Consider the following 26117-nt stretch of genomic DNA (forward strand, 5'->3'; position numbering starts at 1 on the left):
ATTCAAATTAGTTCTTGGCAGCTGCAGCAGCTGGCGTAACGTATGCATTTGAATCAGGAATCGTGGTTGCGTTGGCTGGGGAAGTCCCAGTCTTAGTTTCGGCCGTGTAGAAGGCCTTAGTTGGCGTACCGTAAGTCCCGGCAATCGTGCTGGATAACGTGTAAACCGTGTAAACATCAACGGCAGATTGACTATTGCTGGACTTGTAGTTAGGCGTGTACAACTTCGTCAAAGCAGAATTCGTCAAGAATGCCTTGGAAGTTGCGGCGGTGAAGTCTAAGCCTTCAGCACCAGTAAAGGCACTGGCGGCTGGGAAGACAACCGTGTCAGGTGCGGCAGTAGCGCCGGCAGTGTAAGCCTTCAGTGGTGAAGCGGCAACAGACAAGTCACCGTTACCATTAGTTTGGTAGAAGCTGAAGGTTGAGGCCTTGTTGTCGCGAGTCGTGACGAACAGGTCGATCGTGTCACCGGTCTTAGCGTTGGCTAAGGCACTTTGGTTCATGGTGTCACCAGCAGTGTACTTGTAACCAGTACCCTTCAGTAAAGCATTACCCCAGTTATCGTCAGCAGCCTTGACAGCAGCAGTCGCAACGGACGTCCCCGTCTTAGTTGCAGGTGCAGTCGTGCCATCAGCGTTCAACTTATTCAGAACCGTTGAGCTAACCGTTGTACCAGTCGTAGTCTTGAAGTTAACCTTAACGTCGGTTGCATCGTTGAATGATGATGCAGGAAGCTTGTCGGTAACGGCCTTGTAGTAAATCCAACCTTTAACGGAAGGATGAGCGGCGTCGGTTACGTAGTAGTACATTGAACCTTCACGCGTCTTAGTAGCGGCTGCGGTGATCTTCAACGTATCGTTAGCGTATGGCTTCGTGTCCTTAACCGACTTCGTTGCCTTGTATTGGGTGTACTTTGGTGCACTCCAGGTCACATTGCTGGTACCAGGCTTCGTGAAGTAAACGGTCGTGTTCGTAGGTAAGTTACGGTCACGCGTCGTGGAAGACTTCTTGATCCCACCGGCGAAAGTCCCAGCCTTCTTACCACCGTAGATGTAACCACGGTATTTACCATTCATGGAAACAACCTTGTAGTAAACGGCACCCTTGTTCGTAACCTTTTGGTAGTAGGCACGGAAGTAGTCCGAAGACTTAGCTGAACCAGCTAACTTCTTCATAGTCTTCTTAGACGCAACGGTCTTAGCACCCTTAACAGTCCCAGGCTTCGTGAACAAAGCGTTCTTACCATTTGGTTGAACGTTACGAGTCGTTGGGTCAGTATTTAAGGTCTTGCTGGAAACAACCTTGGCTTTAGAAGCTGCATTGGCAGTAGATACCGTGGCAACGGCACCTAAACTCAAAGCGGCCAAACCAAGATACAATGATTTAGATAAACGAGATTGCATATGTGTTTGCTCCTCTGGAATAAGTAATTTTATAACGAATCTAGTATACCAGAGAATGGTGTGGTTCGGGTGGTTTAAGGTTAATTTAATGAAGTAACTTTAGATTATCGTTATTCTAAAGAATATCGAATTACTTAAGATTAATGTGCCCTTAAGGAAGGTCAACTTACTTGCATTCATCCCCCACCGGGTCTACACTGCACTTATTAAATGAAAGGGGGTGATGCTTTTTGGCAACAGGAAATTGTCGCCTTAAGGTTATCGCTTCCGTGGAGAACGGAAACGATTAACTTCTTTAAGGCAAGGCCCGGCGAAATCATTCGTCGGGCCTTTTGTTATGCCAGAGTGTGAGTACCAGCGGTTAACTGCTGAGCATTAACGTCGACAGGGTGGAAATCCCGGGCTTGGATTTCTGGCCTGTCGGGGTTAAGCGGAGGCAGTTGCTGGTGCGAACACGTTTCGGCTACACTGCCGTCAACCGCTCCACCCACTCCCTAAATCAGTTTTCCTTTTCTGCCTCTTTAGTTAAAGCTCACAAAAAAGCAGTGACTCCCCACCTAAACGAGGGTGGTGAGTCACTGCTTTCAAATCTTCACGCTTCTTCAGCCAACGAGCACTAACGGGTTCACCCTGAACGATGTGGGTTTCCCCCAAGAGAGGACAATAACCCTGCGATAATTGCAGAGGCGTGTATACAGGAGATACAGACTCTAACAACTCATTGACCGGTAAGCGTGATCCATCTACCAATTACCGCAGGTTATACTTTTGCTTTGTCCTAAATCTTCCATGACTATTTCAGTGCTTCCACGTCATGCAACGCACTCTTCACGGCATCCCCCAGCCGATGCATCCCATCGTCAATCACAGCTGGCGTGAGGCCGCTGAAACACAGCCGCATGCCGTTATGAACGTCGCGGTAAGGATAGAAGTTCGTGGCGGGCACGTAGTTAATATGGGCGTGCGGTTGAATGTCGCTCAACAGCAATTTGCCCGCATCGATGCCCTCCGGCAAGGTGACCCAGTCGAAGAACCCCCCGGTTGGCCGGGTGAAGGTCACTTCATCCGGGAAGTAGTCTTCCAGCCCCGTAATCATGGCGGCACATTGCCGCTTGTAGTGGTCCTTCAAGACCGTCACGTGGGCATCCAGGTCATTATGCGTCATGTAGGCGTCAATCGCCGCATGAATCACGCCGCAAGCTTCCAGGTCGGCGGCTTGCCGCATCTTGAAGATGGCATCGAACAGCTCCCCGTCCGCCACCAGCCAGCCGGTCCGCAGTTCGGGCATCAAGATCTTCGACATGCTGGAGATGAAGACCACCCGTCCTTGGGTATCGAAACTCTTGATAGCTGGCAAGGGTGAGGCCACATAATCGAGGTCCCGATACGGTGAATCTTCTATAATAATAAAGTCATATTTGTTGGCAAGGTTTACCAGGGCTTCCCGCTTGGTGACGCTCATGGTAATCCCGGTTGGATTGTGGAAGTCCGGCACCGTGTAGAGAAGCTTAATCCCCGGGTGACGCTTCAAGGTATCTTCTAAGGCGTTCAGGTCCAGCCCATCGGGTTCCAGGCCCACGGCATGATAGTTGGGTTCATAGATGTCAAAGGCCGCTAAGGCGCCCACGTAGGCCGGTGTTTCGACCACGATATCATCGCCAGGGTTCAGGACGGCCTTGGCCACCAGGTCAATGGCTTGTTGACCACCGACGGTCAACAAAATATTGGCCGCCGTCGTGTGAACGTTGCCCCATTTGCCAATCCGCGCCGCTAATTTTGCCCGCAGACTATCATTACCGGCAACCGATTGATATTGAAAAAGATGCGGTCCCTTGTCGTCGATGGCGTCGCTGAAGGCCCGCTTCATGGCCGCCACTGGGAAGAGACTTTCGTTAGGACTGCCGGCCGCAAAGGACACCGCGCTGGGATCCGTGTCATTTATAAACAAGCCGCTTAACGCTGACGGGCGATCAGGATTAACCCGCGTTGCGAAGATATCTGTCATCATACCGCTCACACCTTTCTGGTTGACCCCCTCCGGTCGAACCGTTGACTAGGCTTTCTGCCTATTGGGGTTTATGATAAGATACCAGTAAGAGAAACGCCGTTACGGCGATCTAAAAGTTCGCCGTTGGAAAGTCATTCAACCTAACCAAGGAGGTGCCCCGTTGTTACCATTTGCTTACCGCGTCTTTCAGGCCATTGTGCATGAACATACCTTTTACCGCGCGGCTCAGACGCTGAACGTGACGCCTTCAGCGATCAGTCATTCCGTCAATCAACTTGAAAAAGAACTCGGCTTCCCCCTCTTCATCCGTAATCGCACGGGGGTCGAACTCACGCCGGACGGCCAATCCGTCCTGCCCTTATTGCAGGCGGTCATTAACGCCGAAGACCGGCTCCAACAAGCCGCTTCTAACATCAACGGCTTAAACGCCGGTAACGTCCGCCTCGGTGCCTTCTCCTCCGTGTGCCTGACCTGGTTGCCCCCCATCATTCGTCAATTCAAGCGGGACTTTCCGCAAATTGGCGTGGATTTGGAACAGGCCAGCTTCAGTGAAATCACGGCGGCGGTCAAAGTCGGTCGACTAGACATTGGCCTCTCCGCTTTGCCGGTGGCCGAAAAGCTCACGGTGATTCCCCTCATTAAAGACGAAATCTATTGCATCACCCCACAAGAATTCAAGCCGGCCAACGGCAAGACCATTACCGCGGTCGACCTGCGTGGTCAAAGCTTCATTCTCCAACGAGGCGACTATGATAAGGACACCAAGGCGGCGCTGGACCACTACGAGATTCGCAGTAACGCGCTGCGCTTCTCGATTGACGACCAATCCATCCTCGCGATGGTCGAGGCCGGCATGGGCATGGGCATCTTACCCGAATTGGCGCTGGAACGCTTAAGTGGTCAGGTCAACGTCTATCCCTTCGACGAACAATTCTTCCGGACAATCTGTTTGGTGGTCAACGGCGAACAGGCCAAAGCCCCTTCAACCGCCCAGATGATTGCCGCCATCGAGAACTACGTGGACACGAAGTACCCGGACCGGGTGCTGACACGGACAGCGAGTGCGGAAGCCTAAGTTGGACTAATTTTCCCGTACAGCTCTGACTTAGCTGACTAATCCAGAACTTATACAATAACAACTAAAGGTTACAAGTCTGCTTTTTCGTCAGGCTTGCAACCTTTTTTGACTTTCTATAGTGATATTGACCGTTTCCAACATTCATGATTGTTAACGGCATGGTCTACGTTACATGGATCTATTTTTCCTTATTGCTATCGTTCTCTATGCAGCTAGTGCCTGTTGCTGAATAGCCGTGGCATAATCTTTATTGATTGAGACCTGCCGTCCTTTCCATTCTGCTGAGTCATTAAACGCACTTTTATTAACTCTAAGTTTCAGTTTAATTGGCAGTCCCAAATTCCATTCACAGTCCCAATCAATTTCAAGCAGAGTTGCTATAAACCGATCGAACCTTGGATCATTCACCAGTTCCTTGATAACAGCCTCTGTGTCCTTTAAATCAAAATTGAACTTCGCCATCTTTCCACCTCTTTAGTAACATGGATCATTCTCGTTGAAGTCTACCACGTGCACAACAGCAAGTGATCATAATGGCCTGAGAAATTATTACCAGCCACCCGGACCAATCCATCCTGTAACACACGACGATTGACAAGTGCTTTTAATTAACAATAACTCTGTGTAACCTTCTCAAGTAGGGCTGCAGAAAGAGCCCATGACCACCGGTAATCCCACTTCGATAGAATATGACTTTGCGTGGCTTTTACCGTTAAGCCTGCTGCCAGTCACGCCATGGCTGAGACATCGACCAATTGACAGCCAGCGGTCGGCCCGGGCTCAGCCGTGGCACTGCCTTAGCGGAGGGAATTTCTCCGGTTAGGCAGAACCGACTTTTGAGACCGCCCTTTGGCTCAAAATCGGGTTCACCGCGTTCCAGCCCAGCGGGGCCGACGGCTGGCGGGCAGCATTATCTAAGGTACCCAAACCCCAACCACACCCATGGCTTAGAAAACAAAAACCAACGCCAAACGCCCGGCTCTCTCACTGGAGAACCGGGCGTTCTTTGGTTGCGTCACCGTTCAGTGACAGGTGTAATTAGACGACTGGTACCAGCGTCGTGGTGTTAGTGTCGACTAAGTCGGCCTTCACGGGTTCGGCGTATAAGTCAACGCCTTCCTTAGCGAAGAGCTTAGTAGCGGCCAACGTTTCCATAAAGTGTTGAATTTCCTTGGGCTGTAAGTCGGTGTTCACGTACTTCAAGCGCAAATGCTTGATCCGGGTGTCGGAACCTTTAAACGTCAATTCTAATGCTTTCATAAAGAACCTTCCTTTCGGGACTTAGTGGCGGACGATTAAGCTAAGACGTTTTGGACCGTAACCAGGCCGCCTAAGAATGGCAAGCCGGTCAGACCGGATAAGGTGTTGCCGAAGTCTTCGACCTGCTTGGCCGTTGGATCTGCGACGGCATTGGCCATCGCAATCTTAACGGGGTGCACAGCGTCGGTACCTAGGAGAAAAGTAATCGTGGTCTTCTTCCAATTCGTTTGCATGGTGGAGCTCCCTTCGTGAACCTGTTTTGGTAAGTGGTCGGCCAACCCTTACACTCCTACTAACGAAATCCGGGCCGATTTTTTCGCATGTTTTCGCAAATTAATTTAAAAAATTTTCCGGTGGCGTCAAATGGGCAATCAGTCGCTGGGTTAGCGAACGCCGCCAGCGGTACACCGTGGCCAGGTTCACGTCATGGCGTTGCGCAATCTCGGCCGCCGTTAGCTGATCGACCATGGTGCCCACCAAGAAGCGCCATTCGCCGGTCTTACCGGCGGCTCCCACTAATTTTAGGAGGTAGCGGCGATAATCGGCCAGGCCAATCGCCGTCAGGACATTCTCCTCATTCGGGAGTTCCGTGAGGACGGGATCGGCATCCCCCGGCAGTTGGCGTTCCGTTTGTTTCCGGTCCTGTCGCAATTGATCGGCCAGCGTCCAGACCACCTTTTGCAGGGCGTACGCCAGGAACTGGTGGGGTTGGGCCTCCGGATCACCGGGATAGGTCGCATAAATTTCGGGAAAGGCCAGCCGGCCCTCCTGGAGGTAGTCCTCGTAGTCGTTGTGACTGGGCGACAGGTGGAGGCGCTTGAGGGCGGCATAGAGAATCGTTTCGTGGTCGCCTTCGTATAAGAAGCGATACGCGGCGGTGGGGTCAGTAACCAAATGAAATCATCCTTCCGAGTGTGATGATCCATAGCGCTATGGTCACGGCCTACCTTACCGGAGTCGGCGGCGGACTCCTAACGCCCGTTTTTTCCCGTTTAGCCCCCGTTTTTGGCCTGTAAAACCGGTCCTTCATCCCCTAAATAGCTATTCGCGGGAAAATCGGCTGAAATCGTCAAAGTCCTGCTTTTTCCCGTTTAACCCCCGTTTTGTTCTTTTTAGAGGGTAAATTTATTTTCAGAATCACCCGCAGACTGAGTTATTTGTGGTATAAATAATTATGTAAGCGGTTAAATAATAGATTTCATATCGGAGGCATTTATGCACATGAAGAAAGCGGTTTGGTTAACGGCCGTTGCCAGCGCGGCCCTGCTCTTGGGCGGGACCAGCGTGGCTCAGGCCAAGACTTATAATCAAAAGGGTAACGCCCTAGCCAGTTATAACGTTAAGAAGTACAAGACGGTAAACAATAAGAACTTATTTGTTAAGCGGTACGGCTTCAAGACCAGTTATAGCAACATTTTCCAGACGTCACCCACTAGCCTACATAGCACCAAGGGGAAGAAAGCCACGTTCAAGAGTAACGTCTTCCTACCCGTCACCTACAACCGGTCGGCCGACTGGGGCAATCCCCAAAGTGAGGTCATCACAAAGGACGGCAAGACCCTCTACGAGCTGATTACCACCAGTTCGCAAAGTACCCGCGGTTGGATTGTGAAGTACAACCTGGGCGCCCTGCGGAGCAAATACGGCATCAGTACTAGCCACATGGATGCCTTGCGCCGGGCCACTTACGACCACGCCACTAAGCAAATGACCAGTAAGGATAAGGCCATCCTGAAGTACATCAAGGTCGGACCTAAATTCAACACCGGTCACGGCCAATCGTTGAGTATGAATCCAAAGAACGGCCAACTCTGGTTTATCGGTAAGCCCGCCGCGGTGAAGTCCAACGTCCAACAAGTTTCGACCAAGACGTTGAAACCAACCAAGAAGATTAACTTCAAGTTAAAGAGTACCGTAGCCATGGGGTCCAACTTGACGTTTGATAAGAAGGGCAACGCCTACTTCTTCACCTACAGCAATGGTGGCTGGGCGCCTAAGGGTGCGGTCAAGATTTACCAAGGGAAGATTTATAGCAAGTCCGTTAAATTCCACCTGGTGATGCAGGGGTTGCGGAACCGTCCCGGCACCAAGCCACAGGCGATGAGCTACAACGCCAAGCGTAACCGGCTGTACTTCGTGTCCGATGGCAGCATCTCATCCATCCCCGTCTCCAAGCTCGGTCACCTGAAGGCTAGCCAAGTTGAGGCCTCCAAGTTCAGCGGTAAGCGTGAATTCGAGGGGCTACAATTCACCTCGAACGGTAACGGCTACCTCATGAGTAATAAGGGTGCGGAGCTGTTGAAGATTAGTAAGTATTAGAGTGAGAAGGCCAGCGGGTAATTGCTGAGCATTAACGGCGCCAGGATGGAAATCCCGAACTTGGATTTCTGTCCTGGTGGAGTTAAGCGGAGGCGATTGCTGGCCTGAACACGTTTCGGAAAGAGTGAGAACGACGGCGGTAGCTGGCGAGCTTTAACGGCGGTGGGCCGAGAATCCCGCTTCTGGATTCTTGGTTCGCCGGGGTTAAGCGGAACCAGTTGCCCGCGCGAACACGTTTCGGAAAGAGTGAGAAGACCCATCGGAGTTCCCCGTGTTCCAAGCACCAATCCTCACCAACCAAACCAAGTGTTCCAGAGAAGGCCTCATCCGTGAGTGGTCCACGGACGAGACCTTTTTAGCTAGTTATTTTCACAACAAAAAAATGGGCAACAACCGCCAAGATTCAGCGATCATTCCCCATTTCTGAAAAAAGCATCGAAATACTAATCAAATTAAACCGACAATGTTATACTAGCCGCGAGACGGGCGCCATCCCGTCTGAGTTAACTACCATAACTTAATCTCCAACAAAGGGAACGTCCTTACGACGTTCCCTTTGCGACGTTCTGGCGGTATTTTCACTCGGCATTGTCATGACCCAAGTAGTGGAAATCCGGGTCCCGTCCTACCCGGTAACAAGCGAAGGACTTGGTTAGCTCGTTGTGAAAAGTCACCAGAATGGCCGGTGTGGCCCAGGTTGAGGCCGCCCAGAAGACGGTGTCGTCTAGCTCCCGGTTATCGTTAGGATACCGATAGTAGCCGCGATCTTCATCCCAAATGGTTCCCTGCGTGTTGAGCCAATCCTCGGCAAGACCGGCCTGAACCACCGCCATGACATCGTGGTTGTCGTGAATGAGCGCCGCCACCTTCTGCCAATCCAGTTGCCAGTCATGTAGCTTGGGATTCTGGTTCCGCGTGCCCAACGGCGTATGTTGTAAGTCAATCGGATCCAAATCAATAAAATCCATCGTAACCGCCACCTCTTTGTTCTTAGTGTACTGCGGTCCCGAAAATAATAACAAAAAAAGATGGCCAGTTAGAAATTCTCCGGATGGCTTTGCGGAGATACCTCTAACTGACCTAAAGTGACGCATGAAGGATGAATCAATCTGCTTGGTCGACCCTGTCCCGCAGGTGCCAACCAAGCGAATCTGAATAATTGAATAACTATAATCGTTTAAGTAACCTAGTCTGTTAACTACGGACAATCGATCTTAGCCGAGAGGGCGGCGCTAGGATGGCTCAGTGGTGTCGTTTAGCTTGATCGGCGTGATCTTCGCCGGTCTAGGTAAAGACCGAGCTTGAAGACTTGCGGGTTGGGCAAAGCTTCAAGTCATGTCCACCACGTTCCAGCCATCCCAGCGCCAACCGGCAGGCGCCAGTGTCGATCGCCACCTAAGTGAACGTGACGTTGCGAACAGCGCTGAGGGGAAAGCGGCGGTAACGCCCGGACGCCACTCGCAACACAATCTGGTCCTCATTGACACCGGCCACCAAGCCGTCCGCCAAGGCAATCGTCTGGTTGGTACTAAAGATGTTCAGCTGTAGATGGATGGCCTTCTTATACCGCCAGGCGGTAGCGAGGTCCTCGCTTATCGCTTTCTCGTCCTGTTGCGGCCGAGTCGGTTCGATCTGCTCGGCCGCGTGCATTTTCGCCAGGGCACTAGTGTGATCGGACAGATAGAAACCGCCCCACTTCAACATCCCACGATCATGATAGTCCCGGTCAAAGAACTGATCGGCAACCCGGTCATCGGGTTCTTGATGTAAAATCATGGACCGTCACTCCCTTAACGAATCCAGCGCTGACTCCGAGGCCAGCGAACTTTCCCGAAATCCACGAAATTCAGGGTTAAATCTGTCTGTTGCTTGACCTGATCGATCACATTTTCTAGTATCTCTAAATCGGTCGACCGCACCGTATGTAACGGAATCGATCGCTCTCGGTGATTCTTGCGGCGAATATCTAAAAAGAAATTAAACCCATGCCCAAACTGGTTATAGACCACGTCAATCCGGTAGCGGCAGTGCCACTGCGCCGTGAATAACGGGTCTAAACGTTCGACCACAATCTGGGCTTCCTTACGTGTATCAATCAAAACTATTCCCCCCATTATGACCCCCAACCAACGCGGACCGGCGCAACATGGTGCCACCTCGGAGCAAGCTGCTGGCCGGAATAACCGCCGTCTTGCCGAAACGGTCGCGAAGTTCATCGATCACCCGGTCAAATTGGTTATTTTTAATCTGCCGTTCGGGGTTCTGGAATAAATCCAACTGTAAGTTCTGACTCGCACTGAGTCGCGATAGCCCCACACCGATATTACGAACGGGTTGGCCTTCCCAGTATTGCCGGAATAAGCGAATCAGTTCGGCGATGATATCATGCGCGTTATCGGTCGGATCAATCCGGTGAGTATGATGCAATCCGCCCCGACCATCATCGGCTTCGCCATCCCAAGCGAAGCCCACAAACAGACTAACACATCCAGCCTGTTGATGATGGTGCCGCATCCGCGACGTGACCTGTTGCCCGATTTCCCGCAAGACTAACTCAATCTCAGATTGTCGCTTATAGTCACGTGGCAGCACTTGCGAGTTACTCCAGCTCTTCTCCTTAGGTGGCCGGACATTCCCCAGCTCGGTGCGATCGATTCCCCAGGACAAAGCAAAGAGCTGTGTCCCAATTAAGCCCATTTCGTGGCGCAATTCATACGGATTCACGTGGGCCAGGTCGCCCATGCTGTGAATCCCCAACCGTTGAAGGTGTGCCGCCGTCCGATGGCCAATGCTCCAGACCTTTTCCAAATTGGTCATCGGCCAGATGTGTTCCCCGAAGTCTTCATAAGTTAAACGGCCAATCAGATCGTGATCGTGTTTAGCCTGCAAGTCTAAGGCGAGTTTAGCCTGAACCGGATTTTCTCCGATGCCCACCGTCGTGTACAGCCCCAGCTCACGCCGAACTCGGAGCTGAATCCGTCGAGCGACTTCTTCCGGGGTCTTGCCAAATAACCGCCACGACTTAGTCATGTCCAGGATCGATTCGTCAATTGAGTACGGAAACAGATCGCTGTCGGCCACATACTGACGAAAGATCTTATTAATGGCCAAATTCTTCTGAATATACAGATTCATTCGTGGCGGAACCACTAAAATTCGTGGATCTCGTGGTACTTCATATTGTCGCGAAACATTACTAATCCCAAATAGTCGTTTGGCGGTGGGTGACGCAGCCAACACCAGCCCGGTCCCGGTATTGTCTGCTTCCGACATCACAATCAAACATGATTTCAGCGGATTAAGGCCGCGTTCGATACTCTCCACGCTAGCGTAGAACGATTTGTTATCAATCATAAAATATAAGCCATGGGGCTCCCGCGAGTAATCCATCGTCACCGCCTCCCTTCCATTCATGAGATAATTATACGAACGTCTGTTCGTTATTGCAAGCGAACACGAGAAATTAAATCAATTTTTTATCGAATTAACTATCCCATTTTTTGCCGCCATGGGCTGATTATCGAACCGGTCTAAAACCCGCGTACACTTTGAACTACTTCGGTCATGAATAACGCTATATTGAATTCATTGCTATGCTTGTCAATCAGTAGTCGACTAAATATTTTAATAGCTTTTATGGCAACCAAGTGGTAGAATGAACTTGTGAAGTTAGCCCTAGTCAACTAGCTTCCTCAACTTTTTAAGAAGTAACCCGGGCCTGTCCGCCACTTAAACGCGGCAACGTCTGGATTGCTTCTTTTTGTTACAATCCGTTAATATAACGATGTTACACTGTCTGCATTTCGTGGTCAGTCCGACACTTTTATCGCTTGATAATTTCTGACTAAAACGGTTATTTGTCCCATTAGAATGCAAGAAGCCCCTCACTGGAACCTATCCGGTGAGGGGCTTTTGACGTTCTTAACGCTGATATTAATTTAGTTATTTGCGGTAGACCGGTCTGGTTTATTCAGTCAGATCCGCTCAACGCCGATCCGCGTAACCCCATTCGGTTCCGGTATCATTCGGTTTTGATTATCAGGTGGTGCCCCCTTCGGGGTCCTTTCTTGCTAATTATCTGGCCGAAACGTGTTCGGGCCAGCAACCGCCTCCGCTTAACCCCGGTAGGTCAAAAATCCAAGTTCGGGATTTCCACCCTACCGACGTTAATGCTCAGCAGTTAACTGCTGGCCTTCACACTCTATTTCTATTCGTACGACAGGGCTTCCACTGGATCCAGCTTCGAAGCCTGGCCGGCTGGCGCCAGTGCCGCTAACAGACTGATGATAATGGCGACGACAATCCCAAAGATCATGTAGTTACTGGTGATATCAATAATCATGTAACCAATGCCTTTTCTAGCCACGTTATTAGCCAGCACCGCCACAATTTCCGTGAAGACCAGCCCCAACAGGCTGGAGAATAACCCGAGGAAGAAGGCTTCCGACAAGAACAAGTGGCGAATATCCTTGCGCCGCACACCTAATGCCCGCAGAATACCAATTTCCTTGGTCCGTTCCGAAACGCTGATGTACAGCACCACGATAATCATAATGGCCGAGACTAACAGGGAAATTCCCGCGATGGCTGCCAAGACGTAGAACGCTAATTGAATGTAGGTGTTCAGCGTCGAAACAATCGCGCCGGCCCCCGTCAACTGATACTGTTTCTTCTTGCCATTGTCGGTCTTCAAGCCCTTGATCTTATCCTGCACGCTCGTCACGTTCTTCAAGGAATCAATCATGACCGTCGCAAAGTTGGCCCGGAAGGTCAGCTTCTTACTCTTGTACATGTTGCGCACCGTTTGCAGGTTGGTCTGAAGTTGGCCCGAACTGTCGTCGGTAATCCCACTAACCTTCAGGGACTTGGTCATCACGACCGGCAAATGCTGCTTGTTCATCCCCGTGACAGAGACCTTCACCTTCTGCCCAATCAACTTGTACGGATGTTGCTTGTTGAATTTCTTGGCAAATGCCTTGGACAAAATGACTTCGCCCGTAGCTGGCTTGTGCCCCTTCTTCACGCTCTTAGCCAACATTTGGTCGGTCGTCGTTTGGAAGATGGACGAGGTCGCCGAGGTGCCGCCCTTTTGAACCTGAATTCCTTGGCCGTAATACCCGAGTTCAACCTTCTTAACGTGCTTCAATTGCTTAATTCGGTTGACGTCGGTCTGGCCAATCTCAAGCTTCTTGGCATCCTGACTGTCCGTGTTCTGGGCTACCTGAACGGCGGTTGGCTTAATTTGGGAATAAATTTCGTGGTTGATATACCCCTTAACGCCGCGCCCAAGGCCCAACATCAGAATCACACTGAAGATCCCGATGGACGCCCCAAAGATAATTAACAAGTTCCGTTTCAAGTTGTAGCGCATATGCTTCAGTGCCATCTTGACCATGGCCGTGAAGCTCAGGTGCTTCGATGGTAAGTCGTGATGTTCTCCAACTGGGAAGGCAGCCTTCAACCGCGTATCGTGGTCGATGATCCCGTCTTCCATGTGAACAATTCGCGTCCCGTGGTCAGCCACCTCTTGTGAGTGGGTAACACAGATGACCAGCTTACCATCCGCCGCAATTTCATCCATCAACGCCAGAATTTCCTGGGTGTTCTGAGAATCCAACGCCCCGGTTGGTTCGTCGGCGATGATGATGTCGGGATCGGAGGCTAACGCCCGCGCGATGGCGACCCGTTGCTTCTGCCCACCGGACAATTGGTTAGGATGCTTGTGCATATGTTCCGCCAGCCCCACCTTTTTCAGGAGGCTTTCGGCTCGTTCCTTCTGATCATGCCGACTGAGGCCGGTCATTTGCAGGGAAACCAGCACGTTATCCAAAATGCTGAGATGACTGATTAAATTAAAGTTTTGAAAGACAAAGCCAATCGTCTGGCGCCGAAAGGCATCGAGCTCTTTCGCCGAAATCTGCCGCACGGACGTGCCATTCAACAGCACATCCCCTTCGTACTGGGCGTCCAGCCCACCGATGATATTCATCAGCGTGGTCTTCCCACCACCAGATTCCCCCAAGATCGACACAAACTCGCCGCGATCAAACTGCAGGTCGATTCCCTTCAGAACCGGAAAGGCGGTCTTGTTCATGTAATACGTCTTACGAATACCCCTTAACTCTAAAAAGCTCATAGGCTGTACTCCTCCAAATAAAGTATACCGTGAACAATACCCCTTTTTAGATCGTTGTGCAATCTTTTCAATGGATTATTTAACAGTAAACACGGTGCGGATCGCCTTCACGTCGCGATCGATATCGTCACTCTGGGTGAGCAGACTGATCACGGCTGCCCCCATGGCGCCCGCCTGCGCAATCGCGGGCAAGGCGTCGACGGTAATCCCGCCAATGGCCACGATGGGAAAATGACTGCGCTCAACCAACATTTGTAGTCCGGTGACCCCAATGACGGGATCGGCATCGGTCTTGGAGATCGTTGGCAGAATGGGGCCACTCCCTAAGTAATCAATTCCCTTAATTTGGTTAGCGGTGCGGACCTCATCCTTTGTCGAGCAGGACAATCCCACGAACATGTTATGCCCGGCAATCCGGTCGATGACGTCCGTCACCCGCTGATCACCTTGGCCGACGTGAATCCCATCGGCATGTAAGGCCAACGCTAAATCCACATCGTCGTCCACAATGAAGGGCACGCTAGCCGCCCGACATTGGGCCCGCAGATCGCGGCCGAGGTCCAAACGTTGGGCACCACTCAACTTACTAGCACCCTTATCTCGAAATTGAAAGGCCGTGATTCCGGCCGCCAGGGCTGCCGTTAATACTTGACGTAAGTCCCGTCCGGGCACGTCTTGACTGCCCGCAACGAAGTAAGCCCGTAGTAATCCTGGTTCAAAAGTAACCGACATTATTGTGCACCTCCTTGACCATAGGCCCAATGATTGAGGGGCCCGTGACCGTGACCGACGGGAATCGTATTTTCAATCGCCGCCGTCACAAAATCCTTACTGATTCGAATCGCCGTTTCATAATCTTGACCCTTCGCCAATTCGGCCGTAATGCATGAGGACAGTGTGTCCCCGGTACCATGCGTTCGCACGGTATCGATGCGAGGCGCCGTGAGCCAAAATGACCGGCCGTCCGCCATCAAGACGAAGTCACTGGCTTCATCCGGCGTGGCCTCATGGCCCCCTTTGATCACGATGTTCTTCGCCCCAAGGTCTTGCAACGCTAACGCCGCCTGCACCATCTGATCGGATGACTCAATCGTCAATCCCGTCAACCGCTCGGCTTCTGGGATATTAGGCGTCAGCACATCCGCCAATGGCACCAGCTCGTCACGCACCGTGGTCACGGCGTCATCGGCCAGTAACGCCGCGCCGCCCTTGGCAATCATAACTGGATCAACTGTCAGCGGACCAAAACAATTTTTCTTTAGATTAACCACGACGTCATGCACGTGCTCAGCATCCGCCAACATTCCGGTCTTGCAGGCGCGAATGTTAAAGTCAGCCGCCAACGACGCGAATTGTTCGTCAATCAGGTGCTGCGGCACGGCCATGAAATCCTGAACCCCCAGGGTATTCTGGGCGGTAACGGCCACCACCACGGCAGTCCCAAAGACGTTACGCTCCTGCATCGTCTTCAAGTCCGCCATTACACCGGCGCCACCACCACTATCCGTCCCCGCAATGGTTAACGTTTCTGGAAATTCATTTGCCATGTCACATCATCCCTTCTTATAAATTTAGTTATTCAAACGCGGCCACCGCTTCAATATCGGTAACCGTCGTCGTTTGGAGCGCATCCAGAAGTTTAACAATAAAGCTTCCAGCCGCCACATCCGGATTGGCTTCCACCACCAGTTGCCCGATGGCCGCAAAAACTAGGCAGGCCGTCTGGGCCGCCTCGAAGGCATCCGGCTCGATAGCACAGAAGGCCCCCACGATACTGGACAACATGTCCCCGGACCCCACGTGCACCTGAAATAGTGGCGTACCGTTCATGACTTTCACCGTCCGCGTCCCATCGGTAATAATATCGGTGGGCCCGGATAGGATCACGGTACAACTCAACTTCTGCGCACAGGCTTGGGCAATTGCCACCAGGTCGCCGTCACCGGAACCGGCATCAATGCCCTTAGCCGCCCATGTGATATCGGCGAGCGCGGCAATTTCGCCGGCATTCCCGCGAATAACATCTGGGTGAAACGTCTCTAATAAATGATTAGCCACGTGCTTCCGGTAAGTCACGGCCCCCACCGCTACCGGATCGATCACCAATGGCCGGTGCTGTTCATTTGCCAGCTGGCCGACCGTTTGAATTTGTTCGATTTGCCGCTCGGTAAAAGCCCCCAAGTTCAGGCAGACCGCATTGGCAATCCCCACCATTTCCGCGGCTTCCGCAACCTCTTCCGACATGATGGGTGACGCCCCCAAGGCATTCAACCCGTTCGCCACGTCCTGGACGGTAACGAAATTGGAGATGTTAAAGACAATTGGATTCTGGACCCGTAACTCATTCAACAGTGATAACTTCATGATGCTGCCCCCTTATAATTTGTCTTACTCTTTCTGGTTCCTATTTTGGTGGCCGAAGATCGCCTACCGGTTGGCCAGCTAGATACTGGAACGCCATGGGCACGGCTTTGAGCCCAAAAACGTCTCAAAGGCCGACCTTTCTCTAAGCTGGGAATCTCCCTAAACTAAGAGAAACTTCATAGCTGAGCATCTATCTGACCGTCCTCTCGGCTAACACTGACCCCCAAGTCTCAATTAACTGACAGACGGACAATCATAGCAATCACCATGATGGCAACTGAGTTACCCTAACCAATTCCACTCTGACGAGGTGCGATTCCCATCCTTATACCCTCCACGACTGGGTAAGCCATGAGGACGGTCCCGGAGATACTCAGTGGTATCGTTTATCTTAGCCGAGTGAGTTCCTCGGGTTAGGTAAAGACCGACCTTTAAAATACAGGTCCTTCGCGACTTAAAGTCGTGTCCACCACGTTCCAGCGTCTCCAGGGCCAACTGGCAAGACGACCCAGGGTGGCCGTCAGCCACCCAAACCAGGCCACTGAAAATCAAGACAACATAAAACGGACCGCCAGCTCACGAAAGTGTGAACCGGTGGCCCGTTGTGGGTGCCACGACACGTTCCCTTCGCAAGTTTGAACTTGACAGGTTCTAAGGGATCGCTGACAAATCAACATCTCAGCCCACGAATGGACACCCCTAGTGTTTTGGTTACTTCTAGCCTACCAGCTTTCGCTCGTGACAACAACGCTTCTTAGATTATTGGGTAACACGTTCAGCAGCCTTACCAATTGAAAGCCACATCCGATCGATCACCTTATCTGGCAGGAATCGATGGATATAGAGTACTTGGCTCCCGGAACCACCATGGTAACGAGTTTTTGGCCGCCGTGATAGGGCTGCACGGTCAACCAGACGGGCAATCACCTTAGGTTCGCTGGCAAACTTTTCAACGCCCTTGAGAATAGCCGCAGCTTTGTCGGCGGATGGGCTGTAAGGGCCATCGGCGGACAAGGCCTTCAGATGATCGGCCGCAATGCCGGCCCATTCGGATTGGATAGCCCCGGGTTCGATCACGGCGACGTCAATGCCTAACGGCTTCAACTCTAACCGGAGGGCATCGGATAAGCCTTCCAAAGCAAACTTGGAAGCAACGTACCAGCTAGCCAGTGGTTGGGCAATCTTGCCATCCACGGAGGTAATGTTAATAACCCGGCCACTGTGTTGTTGCCGCATCAATGGTAAGACCGTCTTGATAAGGTCGGCAGCGCCAAATAGGTTAACGTCGAATTGGTTCTTGGCATCTGCCAACGGCACATCTTCCAAGGCCCCCATTAGGCCGTAACCGGCGTTGTTAACTAGGATGTCGATCCGACCTTCCTCGTTCGTGATTCGGTCAACGACCGTCCGCACACTGTCGGCGTCCGTAATGTCTAGGTGAACGGTAGTAATCCCCAGGTCATCCAGATCGTTCATCTTGTTAACCCGCCGGGCCCCCGCATAAACGGTCACACCGTTACGATGCAGGCTTCGGGCAATTGCGTTCCCAATTCCTGATGAAGCCCCAGTTACCAATGCAACTTTTCGTTGTGTCATAAGTCCATTACCTCCTAGATAATTAGACCGAGCATTAATCGGCCGTGGATGAAATCGCTTACCTTCATATAATAATGATGCTAAAACTTATTGGGCGCCACGTCTACTAATTAACACGATAAATCACAAAAAGTTGTGGGTTCTGTCTCGCCAGGAGCCAGCCCTGATGGGCCGGAACGCGGTGAACATGACTTTGAGCCAAAGGGCGGTCTCAAAGATCAGTTCTGCCTAACCGGAGAAGTTTCCTCCGCTAAGGCAGTTCCACGGCTGGGCCCGGGCTGGCTCCTGGCTGGCTCCTGGCTGGATACTTACCGTTGACTTATCAACTGTAGAAACTGATGACGAACTACCTAGAAGAGCGTTAGACACCCAGTCATTTTTCAATTGCGAACGCTTCCGTAGGTTATTTCTAGATCTACACCCCGTCGAACCATTCCCAATCAAATTAAAATGGTCGCCTTGAGTTGGGACTAGCAGGCATGACGACTAGTTCCAACTCAAGACGATCGTTTAAAAGTTCCTCAATGATTCAATTCTCAGCAGTTCAGGCACTGAGCCTACCTAAGCCGTGAGGGCGGCCAGATAGATGCTCAGCCATGAAATTTCTCTTAGGCGGGCGACCTTCCCGACTTAGAGAAAGGCCGGCCTTTGAGACCGCTCTTTGGCTCAAAGCCGTGCCCACGGCGTTCCAGCAGCTATCTGGCCAACCGGCAAGACGACCAAAACAAAAGATCAAATTCTAGATCAACAATTGCTTTTGGTCATTGTAAAACCGTTTGTAGGCCCAGTAGCAGGCGAGTACGGAGCCAATGCTGGTGGCGGATAGCAACATGAAGGTCACCATGACTTGGTATTTAATTGCCCGAACGGGGTCGACGCCGGCAAAGATTAACCCAGACATCATCCCCGGTAAGCTGACGATGCCAACTGTCTTGGCGCCATCAATTGTCGGTTGCATCCCCGTCTTGATACTGTCGCGCAAGATATCCTTCGACGCGTCCTTCAGGTCCGCACCCAACGCTAACTTTTCCAGCACCGCTTGCCGCTCTTGGCGGAACTGGGCGTTCAAGTTACGGTAACACAGCCCAATGGCCACCATCGAGTTTGAGGCAATCATTCCGGAAATCGGGATCATTTGTGCCGGAATGAATTTGATAGCGCCCGCCAACATCAAGACGCCCAACGTAACGGCCGTACTGATCAGGATGGCGCCGATGGAAATCGGCAAGGCATCGGGAATACCATTACTGCGCTGTTTAGCATTATAGCCCGCGTTAAAAATAATGATGAGAATCAATGTCAATGTGAGCCAAAGGTTATCGACCTTGAAGACCGACTTGAGTAAATACCCCACCACAAAGAGTTGGATGACCGCCCGGACAACCCCGATGATCATATCCTTATCGATCCCCAACTTTTCCTTCCAACCAATCGCCAAAGCAATCAACACGAGCCCTAGCGCCAACATTAATGATTGATTATTCACCGCCAGATTCATGAGGCACCTCCCGCGTCGATCTTCCCTGCGGTCAGTGTTATCAACCGCGAGGCCGCCGCTATCTCTGCTTGATCGTGGGTAATCGCAATAATCGTCAAGCCGTCGTCCTCGTTAAAATGGCGAATCATCGACCAGACGAAGGCCTTATTTGCTTCATCTAATCCGGCGGTCACCTCGTCCAGGATCAAGACTTCCGGATAAATCATCACATTTCGTAACAGTGCCACCCGTTGACGTTGCCCGCCGGACAGGTCAACCACCGGTTTGGCGAGATCACTGGCCGCCAAGCCTACATATTCTAGTCCGCGAACGGCCCGGTCCCGATCAAAGGGCATTTGCCGGATGTCATACGGAAACTGGAGATTGTCCTGAACTGTGTTGCCGAAGAGCGTGGGTTGTTGGAAGCTATACGAAACCCGGCGCCGATAGCTGATCGGATCGTAGAGCTCAATCGGGTCGTCATCGAAATTCAATTCACCACTGGTCTTGCTCAGTAACGACGCGATAATCCGAACCAGGGTAGACTTGCCACTCCCCGAAGGTCCCGCAATGGTCACCCATTCCTGCCGGTCAATCGTCAGATTAATTTCCTTCAAAATACAGGTATCATCCACGTGATACCCCAAATCGACTAGTTCAATTAGACTCATGAGAACTCCTCCTCCCCACGGATGTCCCGCATGGCATCATTGTAGCCAAAACGGTCCCAGATCCCTACAGAAAGCACTCCGTTTGGTTAAAAAATCCCCGTCGCCCCGGGCACCCTCAAAGTTTGGTATAATGTTCAAGACCGTAACGGTATGAAATAAATGAAGTTACTTAACAAATGACAACCCAATAGGAGAAAATATGGCTAAATTTGAGTCAAATAACCACCGGAATTTCCGAAATGATCGCCACGATCACAACGACCACCACTACAACAATCACCACCGGCCCCAGCAGGAGACACCCAGTGTCACGGTCGAAGAGGGCCAACGGTTCCCACTGACCATCAAGCGCATGGGTATTAATGGTGAAGGGATCGGTTACTATAAGCGCATGGCCGTCTTCATTCCCGGCGCTTTGACCGGCGAAGAAGTAGTCGCCGAGGTCACCAGCGTGGCCAAGCGCTTCCTACGCGCCAAGATTCACCGGATTCGTAAGACCAGCCCCCACCGGGTGGAACCCCGCGATAGCTACGCCGATGAGGTTGGTGGCTTCGAACTGGAACATTTAGACTACCCTGAGCAATTAAAATTCAAACGTGACGTCGTGGCCCAATCGCTCGAACGCTACAAACCTTATGGCTACCAACACTACGACCTGCGGCCAACACTGGGCATGGATGACCCTTACGGCTACCGTAACAAGGCCCAATTCCAGGTTCGCAAGAACGCCGAGGGCCAAGTGGAAGCCGGGCTCTACGCCGAACGTAGCCACGACCTGGTTGACCTACCAACCTGTTCCGTCCAAATGCCCGTTGTCATGACGGTCATGCGCGCCGTGGTTGGGATGTTACAAGATCTCGAGATTCCCATTTACGACGAAGAGGCGCACTCCGGCATCGTGAAGACCCTGGTCGTACGGGCCGCAGCTCACACCGACGATGTGCAATTGGTCTTCATCACCAACTCACAGAAGCTCCCCCGCAAACGCGACCTGTTAACCCGGATCGCCGATGAGTTACCCCAAGTCACGTCCGTAATGCAAAACATTAACCCGGGAGAAACGTCACTCATTTGGGGCGACGAAACTCGTCACCTGGCTGGGTCCGAAACGATTACCGAAAAGTTGGGCGACCTGTCATTTAAGCTCTCCGCCCGGGCTTTTCTCCAATTGAATCCGTACCAAGTGGAAGTCCTCTACGACGAAACGAAGAAGGCCCTGGATCTTCAACCGGGTGAAACGGTTGTCGATGCCTACGCCGGCATTGGGACGATTGGATTATCCCTCGCCGACACTGCCGAAGAAGTTCGGGGCATGGAAACCATCCCCGAGGCCGTCGAAGACGCCAACGCTAACGCCGAAGCCAACGGCATCACCAATGCCCACTACGAACTCGGTAGTGCCGAGGACCTCCTGCCTAAGTGGGTCATGGCCGGCTTTCATCCCGATGCGATCGTGGTCGATCCACCCCGCACCGGCCTGGATGAAACGTTGATGGATACCATCCTGGCGATCCGCCCAGCGAAGTTCGTCTACGTGTCCTGTAACCCCTCAACGTTGGCCAAAGATTTGGTCACGTTAGCCGAGGACTATCGGGTGGACTACATCCAATCCGTGGACATGATGCCACAAACGGCCCGTTGCGAAGCTGTCGTGAAACTTAGCCGTCGTCAATAGATTAATAGGCACTAACCGCTTTTCGTGTTAGACTTTTAATAACGAATATCGCAATGAATGATTAAGAAAGTTGGCAATGACATGCAAGATCCTTTCAAGGGCTTTAACGACGATGATCAAAACAATCAAAATGGTAACGGCCCGCAAGGACTGCCACTACCGCCAAATTATGCCACCGTCGTCAATCCTGAGACGGGTAACATGCGGATCGCCAAGGTGGGGTTCTCGTGGACCATGTTCCTCTTCCCGCCATTTCCCACGATTTTCCGGGCAGACTGGTATAATCTGCTCTGTATTTTATTACTAGAAATCTCTGCTTCGATGATTATTATTATGTTGGTTCCCGCCAATCAGTTGGCCAATTACCGCTCACTGATTGTGCCGCTCGCCCAGAGTATTCTGTGGGGGAGCATCTACAACATGATGTACTTCAAGCACCTGTTCAAGCTGGGCTTCATGCCGGCCGATGAACGGTCACGAGACTTGTTGGAACACGCCCACTACTGGACGCAACCAAAGTAAACTGAGGAATCGCCAACCATGGGTTATACCGGTGGTTGGCGATTTTTTGGCCTTAGCCGGTCAATTTGACCCTGGTCCTTACTCTTAGCATTGGTCTATTTGCGATGAGTTAATTTGGTCGTCAGTAAAACGGCCTGTCCTCCTTTTTCATGACAGGGCACCGCCTAACGAATGCGGCTCGAGCGCTTCGAAGTCAAGATGCACGGTCATCCCCTTTTATTCTGACAATTTCTCCAAGCTTTCTTAAGTTATCCTATGATTCATCCTTTTTGAATTGTGGCGGTCCTTTTTTTCTGGTATCTTGGGGCTAATCGAACCGACTACAAAGGAGAATTGGATGCAAACAACTCGACCCGACAGCCCGGTGAAACGCTTCTTTAAAGGCATCATTATCGCCCTGGGCTTCATACTACCCGGTGTCTCTGGCGGCGTACTGGCCGCTATTCTTGGCATTTACGAACGCCTACTCGGCTTCATGGCGCACTTCCGCCAAAACTTCAGACAAGACTTTTGGTATTTCGTCCCCGTCGGCCTCGGCGGCATTGTGGGGATTGCGCTCCTATCGGCTCCCTTGGAATACCTGTTGGCACACGCCCAGGTCATCGTTCTGTGGGGCTTTGCCGGCGCCATTATTGGCACGCTACCGGCACTCATGCAGACTGCCAGTTCCCAGACCCCTCGTGATATCGCGGATGTGGTCTGGTTCGGCGCGACCTTCGTGATCAGTGCTGGACTCCTCTACTTTATGAGTGACCTCTTTGGCACCCTACCAGCCAACTTTATCGGCTTCACCGTGGCCGGCGCTCTGATTGCCCTCGGCGTCCTGGTGCCCGGCTTGAGTCCGTCTAACCTACTCTTAATCCTGGGGTTATTTACCCCCATGCTGACGGGCTTTAAGAACCTGGATCTGTTCGGCGTCTATCTGCCAATCGCGATTGGCGGTTGCCTAGCCATGGCTATCTTTTCAAAAGGGATGGACTACCTGATTCACCGGTTCCATTCACGTGTGTATCATTTTATCCTGGGAATCGTCACGGCCAGTACCATCTTGATTCTAGTACCCAACAGTCACGCCGCCGAAAGCATTTCGTATGCCGGTGCCAACTGGATGACCCTCATTTGGAGCGCGGTGGCCCTCATAATTGGGATTGCGTTGGGCTACTGGATGAGCCGGCTGGAAGAAAAGTATAAATAACTGCGATACTTATTGCTAACTCCGTAAAAGAAATTAAAAGTTCCGCAAAAACCGAAAAAGTTTTTGCGGAACTATTTTTATACCGGCTAAAGAGCTGGCTAGTCTTGTTCAGGTTTGAAAGCGCGCGTCGCATTCACGGCCTGTTTCCAACCGGCGTATAAGCGATCCCGCCGTTCCGGTGCCATGTCGGGTTCAAAGAGCCGACCGGCAGTCCGGATTTCTTTAACTTCATCAATACTTTGCCAGAAGCCCACTGCGAGCCCAGCCACAATGGCAGCACCCATGGCGGTCGTCTCCTCATCGGATGCCCGCAGAACCGGAATATCCAAGATGTCGGATTGGAATTGCATCAGGTAGCGGTTCCGTGAGGCACCACCATCGGCCATCAGGGTCGTGATATCGATCCCAGTGTCTTGGGTCATGGTATGCAGAACGTCCTTGGTTTGGTAGGCAATCGACTGCAGGGTAGCCTTCACGAAATCATTGCGATTCGTACCACGAGTTAAGCCAAAGACTGCCCCCTTAGCATCGGCATCCCAATAGGGCGCCCCCAACCCGTTAAAGGCGGGGACCACATAGACTTCGTCCTCGTTAGTCGAAGCCATAGCAGCCTGACGAGATTCAGGAACGTTATTAATGATCTGCATGCTTTCATGGAGCCAAGCCAGTGCCGTACCGGCTACCAGAATCGACCCTTCAAGCGCATAGGTAATTTCACCATTTAAACCATAGGCAATTGTCGTTAACAAATTATTATTCGACGTCTGCGGCTCGTTCCCCGTGTTCATCATGACGAAGGCCCCGTCACCATACGTGTTCTTGACGGTTCCAGGTTTCAAAGCCAACTGTCCCAGTAACGCGGCGGATTGGTCACCGACAATCCCGGCGATCGGTACTTCCACTCCGTAGAATTGGAAGTTTTGGGTCACACCATAGACTTCCGAACTCGATTTAACCTCAGGTAACATGGCGGCCGGAATGTTCAGCCAGCTTAAGATGTCGGCGTCCCACTTCAGGTCGTGAATATTGAAGAGCATGGTCCGGCTGGCGTTACTATAATCGGTCACGTGGACCTTCCCACCGGAGAGCTTCCAGGTGAGCCAACTATCTACGGTCCCAAACAGTAGCTCACCCTTTTCGGCGCGCTCTTGGGCGCCAGGAACCTGGTCCAAAATCCAGCGAACCTTGGTGGCACTGAAGTAGGCATCGACCACCAACCCAGTCTTGTCACGGATGGCATCCGCATGCCCCGCCGTGATCAGGCCCTTGGCCAACTTAGTCGTTTGCTTACTTTGCCACCCAATGGCTGGATAAATGGGATCGCCAGTTACCTTGTCCCACACAATCGTGGTTTCCCGTTGGCTACTGATCCCGATCGCTTCAATATTTTCTGGATGAATCGAGGCGTCGATCAGGGCACTAGCGATGACGGACAGCACACTATTCCAGATCTCATTAGCATCCGATTCGACCCAGCCCGCGTGTGGATAATATTGTGGAACTTCCTTGTATCCTTCAATGACCTTACGCCCCGTGTGGTCAAAGATTAATGCCCGCGTGCTCGACGTTCCTTGGTCAATTGCTAATATGTATTTTTCTGGTTCCTTGAGTGCCATAAGTCTAACTCCCTCCAAATCCCAGCTTCTCCAGGGAAGCGGTTACAAATTCACTGCGTACATCATAGCATGACCCTTGTGAAGAACGCCAGATTTTGCCTCAATCATTGCCGTGGCTTGTGAATTTCTTAAGGTTTAAACGGTCAGGCTTTGGCCCGCCAGAAAGGACGCGTCGAAGTCGGCCCGTGTCTTCACCTTTTTACCAAATTCATCAATCAAGGCATGAAATTCTTGGTAGTCGGTCAGCTCAAAGTCCAGTTGGGCCACGACCTGCTTCTGAAAGACCGGATAAGTTTTCGGCATTGCTGCCCCCAGCCAGCCAAACAAACGGCGAGCGTAGGTATCGACCATGAAAGCCCCGTGATCCAGCGTGTACATCAGAATGTAATCGGCCGTTTCGTTGCCAATTCCGGTGATGGCCAAGAGATCGGCCCGCAAATCAGCCCCCTCGCGTTGACGGAGGGCCTCCAAGTCATCCCCATTCGCACCCAGCCATTCCGCCAGAGCTCGCACGGCCGCACCCTTACGGTGATAGAAGCCACTGGTACGAATCAAGTTTAACAGTTCGGCTTCCCCGAGCTGGCGAATCTTAGCGGGATCAAAACCCGTCTCCCGTTTCAAATTTAGCAGCGATGGCTCAACGTTACGCCAGTTGGTGTTTTGGACCAGAATGGCACCCAGCATAATTTCTACCGGCGTTTCGGCCCACGGTGTCCCCGGTCGCAGCCAGGGTTGGGGGCCCATTGCCCCAGCCATCGTGTGATAAAGTTCTTGGACGTTCACAGGGGTTCCTCCTTT

At 51.8% G+C, this 26117-nt stretch carries 24 protein-coding genes and 1 riboswitch; of the genes, 5 read left to right on the forward strand and 19 right to left on the reverse strand.

All coding sequences use genetic code 11. The annotated features are described in order from the left end of the window. Positions 1-7 precede the first annotated feature (7 nt). Complete coding sequence (locus tag LSE01S_RS01050) at positions 8-1402, reverse strand: hypothetical protein (RefSeq protein WP_061775777.1); 1395 nt, start codon at positions 1400-1402, stop codon at positions 8-10. 793 nt (positions 1403-2195) lie between these two features. Further along, the gene (locus LSE01S_RS01055; RefSeq protein WP_061775778.1) at positions 2196-3410 is read right to left on the reverse strand and encodes an aminotransferase-like domain-containing protein; all 1215 of its coding nucleotides are present in this window, start codon (positions 3408-3410) and stop codon (positions 2196-2198) included. A 160-nt stretch (positions 3411-3570) separates the two neighbouring features. Between LSE01S_RS01055 and LSE01S_RS01060 the strand changes: the two genes are divergently transcribed. Beyond that, positions 3571-4485, forward strand: a complete 915-nt coding sequence (locus LSE01S_RS01060) for a LysR family transcriptional regulator (protein WP_061775779.1) — start codon at positions 3571-3573, stop codon at positions 4483-4485. A gap of 207 nt (positions 4486-4692) precedes the next feature. Here the strand turns inward: LSE01S_RS01060 and LSE01S_RS01065 are convergent, their stop codons facing one another. The 4 genes from LSE01S_RS01065 to LSE01S_RS01080 form a co-directional block, all read right to left on the reverse strand. Beyond that, positions 4693-4950 (reverse strand): hypothetical protein, encoded by a 258-nt coding sequence (locus tag LSE01S_RS01065; RefSeq protein ID WP_061775780.1) that lies wholly within the window; start codon positions 4948-4950, stop codon positions 4693-4695. Between the two features lie 576 nt (positions 4951-5526). Further along, the gene (locus LSE01S_RS01070) at positions 5527-5748 is read right to left on the reverse strand and encodes a DUF2922 domain-containing protein (RefSeq protein WP_061775781.1); all 222 of its coding nucleotides are present in this window, start codon (positions 5746-5748) and stop codon (positions 5527-5529) included. A gap of 35 nt (positions 5749-5783) precedes the next feature. Then, on the reverse strand, positions 5784-5981 hold the full coding sequence (locus LSE01S_RS01075; RefSeq protein ID WP_061775852.1) for a hypothetical protein: 198 nt from the start codon (positions 5979-5981) through the stop codon (positions 5784-5786). A gap of 100 nt (positions 5982-6081) precedes the next feature. Beyond that, positions 6082-6642 (reverse strand): sigma-70 family RNA polymerase sigma factor, encoded by a 561-nt coding sequence (locus tag LSE01S_RS01080; RefSeq protein WP_061775782.1) that lies wholly within the window; start codon positions 6640-6642, stop codon positions 6082-6084. Positions 6643-6969: 327 nt separating this feature from the next. Here LSE01S_RS01080 and LSE01S_RS01085 point away from each other — a divergent pair, with 327 nt between their 5' ends. Next, complete coding sequence (locus LSE01S_RS01085) at positions 6970-8067, forward strand: hypothetical protein (RefSeq protein ID WP_061775783.1); 1098 nt, start codon at positions 6970-6972, stop codon at positions 8065-8067. A gap of 578 nt (positions 8068-8645) precedes the next feature. Here LSE01S_RS01085 and LSE01S_RS01090 read toward each other — a convergent pair. The 11 genes from LSE01S_RS01090 to LSE01S_RS01140 form a co-directional block, all read right to left on the reverse strand. Next, positions 8646-9035, reverse strand: coding sequence for a hypothetical protein (locus LSE01S_RS01090; RefSeq protein ID WP_061775784.1), 390 nt, complete (start codon positions 9033-9035; stop codon positions 8646-8648). 427 nt (positions 9036-9462) lie between these two features. Further along, complete coding sequence (locus LSE01S_RS01095) at positions 9463-9843, reverse strand: hypothetical protein (protein ID WP_061775785.1); 381 nt, start codon at positions 9841-9843, stop codon at positions 9463-9465. Between the two features lie 14 nt (positions 9844-9857). Continuing rightward, positions 9858-10166 (reverse strand): hypothetical protein, encoded by a 309-nt coding sequence (locus LSE01S_RS01100; protein ID WP_061775786.1) that lies wholly within the window; start codon positions 10164-10166, stop codon positions 9858-9860. Continuing rightward, the gene (locus LSE01S_RS01105) at positions 10159-11463 is read right to left on the reverse strand and encodes a Y-family DNA polymerase (RefSeq protein ID WP_174520176.1); all 1305 of its coding nucleotides are present in this window, start codon (positions 11461-11463) and stop codon (positions 10159-10161) included. The genes LSE01S_RS01100 and LSE01S_RS01105 overlap by 8 nt, the downstream gene beginning before the upstream one ends. 811 nt (positions 11464-12274) lie before the next feature. Next, entirely contained in the window at positions 12275-14203 is a 1929-nt protein-coding gene (locus LSE01S_RS01110) for an ABC transporter ATP-binding protein/permease (protein WP_061775788.1), read from the reverse strand. Between the two features lie 75 nt (positions 14204-14278). After that, on the reverse strand, positions 14279-14935 hold the full coding sequence (thiE, locus tag LSE01S_RS01115; RefSeq protein WP_061775789.1) for a thiamine phosphate synthase: 657 nt from the start codon (positions 14933-14935) through the stop codon (positions 14279-14281). Beyond that, entirely contained in the window at positions 14935-15750 is an 816-nt protein-coding gene (thiD, locus tag LSE01S_RS01120; RefSeq protein ID WP_061775790.1) for a bifunctional hydroxymethylpyrimidine kinase/phosphomethylpyrimidine kinase, read from the reverse strand. Before thiD ends, thiE begins: the two co-directional genes overlap by 1 nt. Positions 15751-15778: 28 nt before the next feature. After that, a complete protein-coding gene (thiM, locus tag LSE01S_RS01125; RefSeq protein WP_061775791.1) occupies positions 15779-16567 on the reverse strand; it encodes a hydroxyethylthiazole kinase in 789 nt (262 codons plus the stop codon). Between the two features lie 604 nt (positions 16568-17171). Next, a riboswitch (TPP riboswitch) is annotated at positions 17172-17278 on the reverse strand. A 48-nt stretch (positions 17279-17326) separates the two neighbouring features. Continuing rightward, on the reverse strand, positions 17327-18163 hold the full coding sequence (locus LSE01S_RS01130) for an oxidoreductase (RefSeq protein ID WP_061775792.1): 837 nt from the start codon (positions 18161-18163) through the stop codon (positions 17327-17329). A gap of 739 nt (positions 18164-18902) precedes the next feature. Next, the gene (locus tag LSE01S_RS01135) at positions 18903-19661 is read right to left on the reverse strand and encodes an ABC transporter permease (RefSeq protein WP_061775793.1); all 759 of its coding nucleotides are present in this window, start codon (positions 19659-19661) and stop codon (positions 18903-18905) included. Then, positions 19658-20311, reverse strand: a complete 654-nt coding sequence (locus LSE01S_RS01140; RefSeq protein WP_061775794.1) for an ABC transporter ATP-binding protein — start codon at positions 20309-20311, stop codon at positions 19658-19660. Before LSE01S_RS01140 ends, LSE01S_RS01135 begins: the two co-directional genes overlap by 4 nt. A gap of 199 nt (positions 20312-20510) precedes the next feature. Between LSE01S_RS01140 and rlmD the strand changes: the two genes are divergently transcribed. From rlmD to LSE01S_RS01155, 3 genes are all read left to right on the forward strand, one after another. Continuing rightward, a complete protein-coding gene (gene rlmD, locus LSE01S_RS01145) occupies positions 20511-21986 on the forward strand; it encodes a 23S rRNA (uracil(1939)-C(5))-methyltransferase RlmD (protein WP_082622306.1) in 1476 nt (491 codons plus the stop codon). Between the two features lie 81 nt (positions 21987-22067). Then, positions 22068-22508 carry a DUF2628 domain-containing protein gene (locus tag LSE01S_RS01150; RefSeq protein WP_061775854.1) on the forward strand — a complete coding sequence of 147 codons (441 nt, stop codon included), beginning with the start codon at positions 22068-22070 and terminating at the stop codon, positions 22506-22508. A 337-nt stretch (positions 22509-22845) separates the two neighbouring features. Beyond that, complete coding sequence (locus LSE01S_RS01155; RefSeq protein WP_061775795.1) at positions 22846-23703, forward strand: DUF368 domain-containing protein; 858 nt, start codon at positions 22846-22848, stop codon at positions 23701-23703. Positions 23704-23801: 98 nt separating this feature from the next. On the opposite strand, the gene glpK is transcribed toward LSE01S_RS01155, so the two are convergent. Then, a complete protein-coding gene (glpK, locus tag LSE01S_RS01160; RefSeq protein ID WP_061775796.1) occupies positions 23802-25319 on the reverse strand; it encodes a glycerol kinase GlpK in 1518 nt (505 codons plus the stop codon). A 135-nt stretch (positions 25320-25454) separates the two neighbouring features. Next, positions 25455-26102 carry an endonuclease III domain-containing protein gene (locus LSE01S_RS01165; RefSeq protein ID WP_061775797.1) on the reverse strand — a complete coding sequence of 216 codons (648 nt, stop codon included), beginning with the start codon at positions 26100-26102 and terminating at the stop codon, positions 25455-25457. Positions 26103-26117 lie beyond the last annotated feature (15 nt).

Source organism: Levilactobacillus senmaizukei DSM 21775 = NBRC 103853, from assembly GCF_001592085.1.
Taxonomy (GTDB): Bacteria; Bacillota; Bacilli; order Lactobacillales; family Lactobacillaceae; genus Levilactobacillus; species Levilactobacillus senmaizukei.

Excerpts from the sequence above, each read along its gene's own strand:
- LSE01S_RS01050 (WP_061775777.1), bottom strand. The coding sequence starts at position 1,402 with ATGCAATCTCGTTTATCTAAATCATTGTATCTTGGTTTGGCCGCTTTG.
- LSE01S_RS01055 (WP_061775778.1), bottom strand. The coding sequence starts at position 3,410 with ATGATGACAGATATCTTCGCAACGCGGGTTAATCCTGATCGCCCGTCA.
- LSE01S_RS01065 (WP_061775780.1), bottom strand. The coding sequence starts at position 4,950 with ATGGCGAAGTTCAATTTTGATTTAAAGGACACAGAGGCTGTTATCAAG.
- LSE01S_RS01070 (WP_061775781.1), bottom strand. The coding sequence starts at position 5,748 with ATGAAAGCATTAGAATTGACGTTTAAAGGTTCCGACACCCGGATCAAG.
- LSE01S_RS01075 (WP_061775852.1), bottom strand. The coding sequence starts at position 5,981 with ATGCAAACGAATTGGAAGAAGACCACGATTACTTTTCTCCTAGGTACC.
- LSE01S_RS01085 (WP_061775783.1), top strand. The coding sequence starts at position 6,970 with ATGAAGAAAGCGGTTTGGTTAACGGCCGTTGCCAGCGCGGCCCTGCTC.
- LSE01S_RS01090 (WP_061775784.1), bottom strand. The coding sequence starts at position 9,035 with ATGGATTTTATTGATTTGGATCCGATTGACTTACAACATACGCCGTTG.
- LSE01S_RS01095 (WP_061775785.1), bottom strand. The coding sequence starts at position 9,843 with ATGATTTTACATCAAGAACCCGATGACCGGGTTGCCGATCAGTTCTTT.
- LSE01S_RS01110 (WP_061775788.1), bottom strand. The coding sequence starts at position 14,203 with ATGAGCTTTTTAGAGTTAAGGGGTATTCGTAAGACGTATTACATGAAC.
- thiE (WP_061775789.1), bottom strand. The coding sequence starts at position 14,935 with ATGTCGGTTACTTTTGAACCAGGATTACTACGGGCTTACTTCGTTGCG.
- thiD (WP_061775790.1), bottom strand. The coding sequence starts at position 15,750 with ATGGCAAATGAATTTCCAGAAACGTTAACCATTGCGGGGACGGATAGT.
- thiM (WP_061775791.1), bottom strand. The coding sequence starts at position 16,567 with ATGAAGTTATCACTGTTGAATGAGTTACGGGTCCAGAATCCAATTGTC.
- LSE01S_RS01130 (WP_061775792.1), bottom strand. The coding sequence starts at position 18,163 with ATGACACAACGAAAAGTTGCATTGGTAACTGGGGCTTCATCAGGAATT.
- LSE01S_RS01135 (WP_061775793.1), bottom strand. The coding sequence starts at position 19,661 with ATGAATCTGGCGGTGAATAATCAATCATTAATGTTGGCGCTAGGGCTC.
- LSE01S_RS01140 (WP_061775794.1), bottom strand. The coding sequence starts at position 20,311 with ATGAGTCTAATTGAACTAGTCGATTTGGGGTATCACGTGGATGATACC.
- rlmD (WP_082622306.1), top strand. The coding sequence starts at position 20,511 with ATGGCTAAATTTGAGTCAAATAACCACCGGAATTTCCGAAATGATCGC.
- LSE01S_RS01150 (WP_061775854.1), top strand. The coding sequence starts at position 22,068 with ATGCAAGATCCTTTCAAGGGCTTTAACGACGATGATCAAAACAATCAA.
- LSE01S_RS01155 (WP_061775795.1), top strand. The coding sequence starts at position 22,846 with ATGCAAACAACTCGACCCGACAGCCCGGTGAAACGCTTCTTTAAAGGC.
- glpK (WP_061775796.1), bottom strand. The coding sequence starts at position 25,319 with ATGGCACTCAAGGAACCAGAAAAATACATATTAGCAATTGACCAAGGA.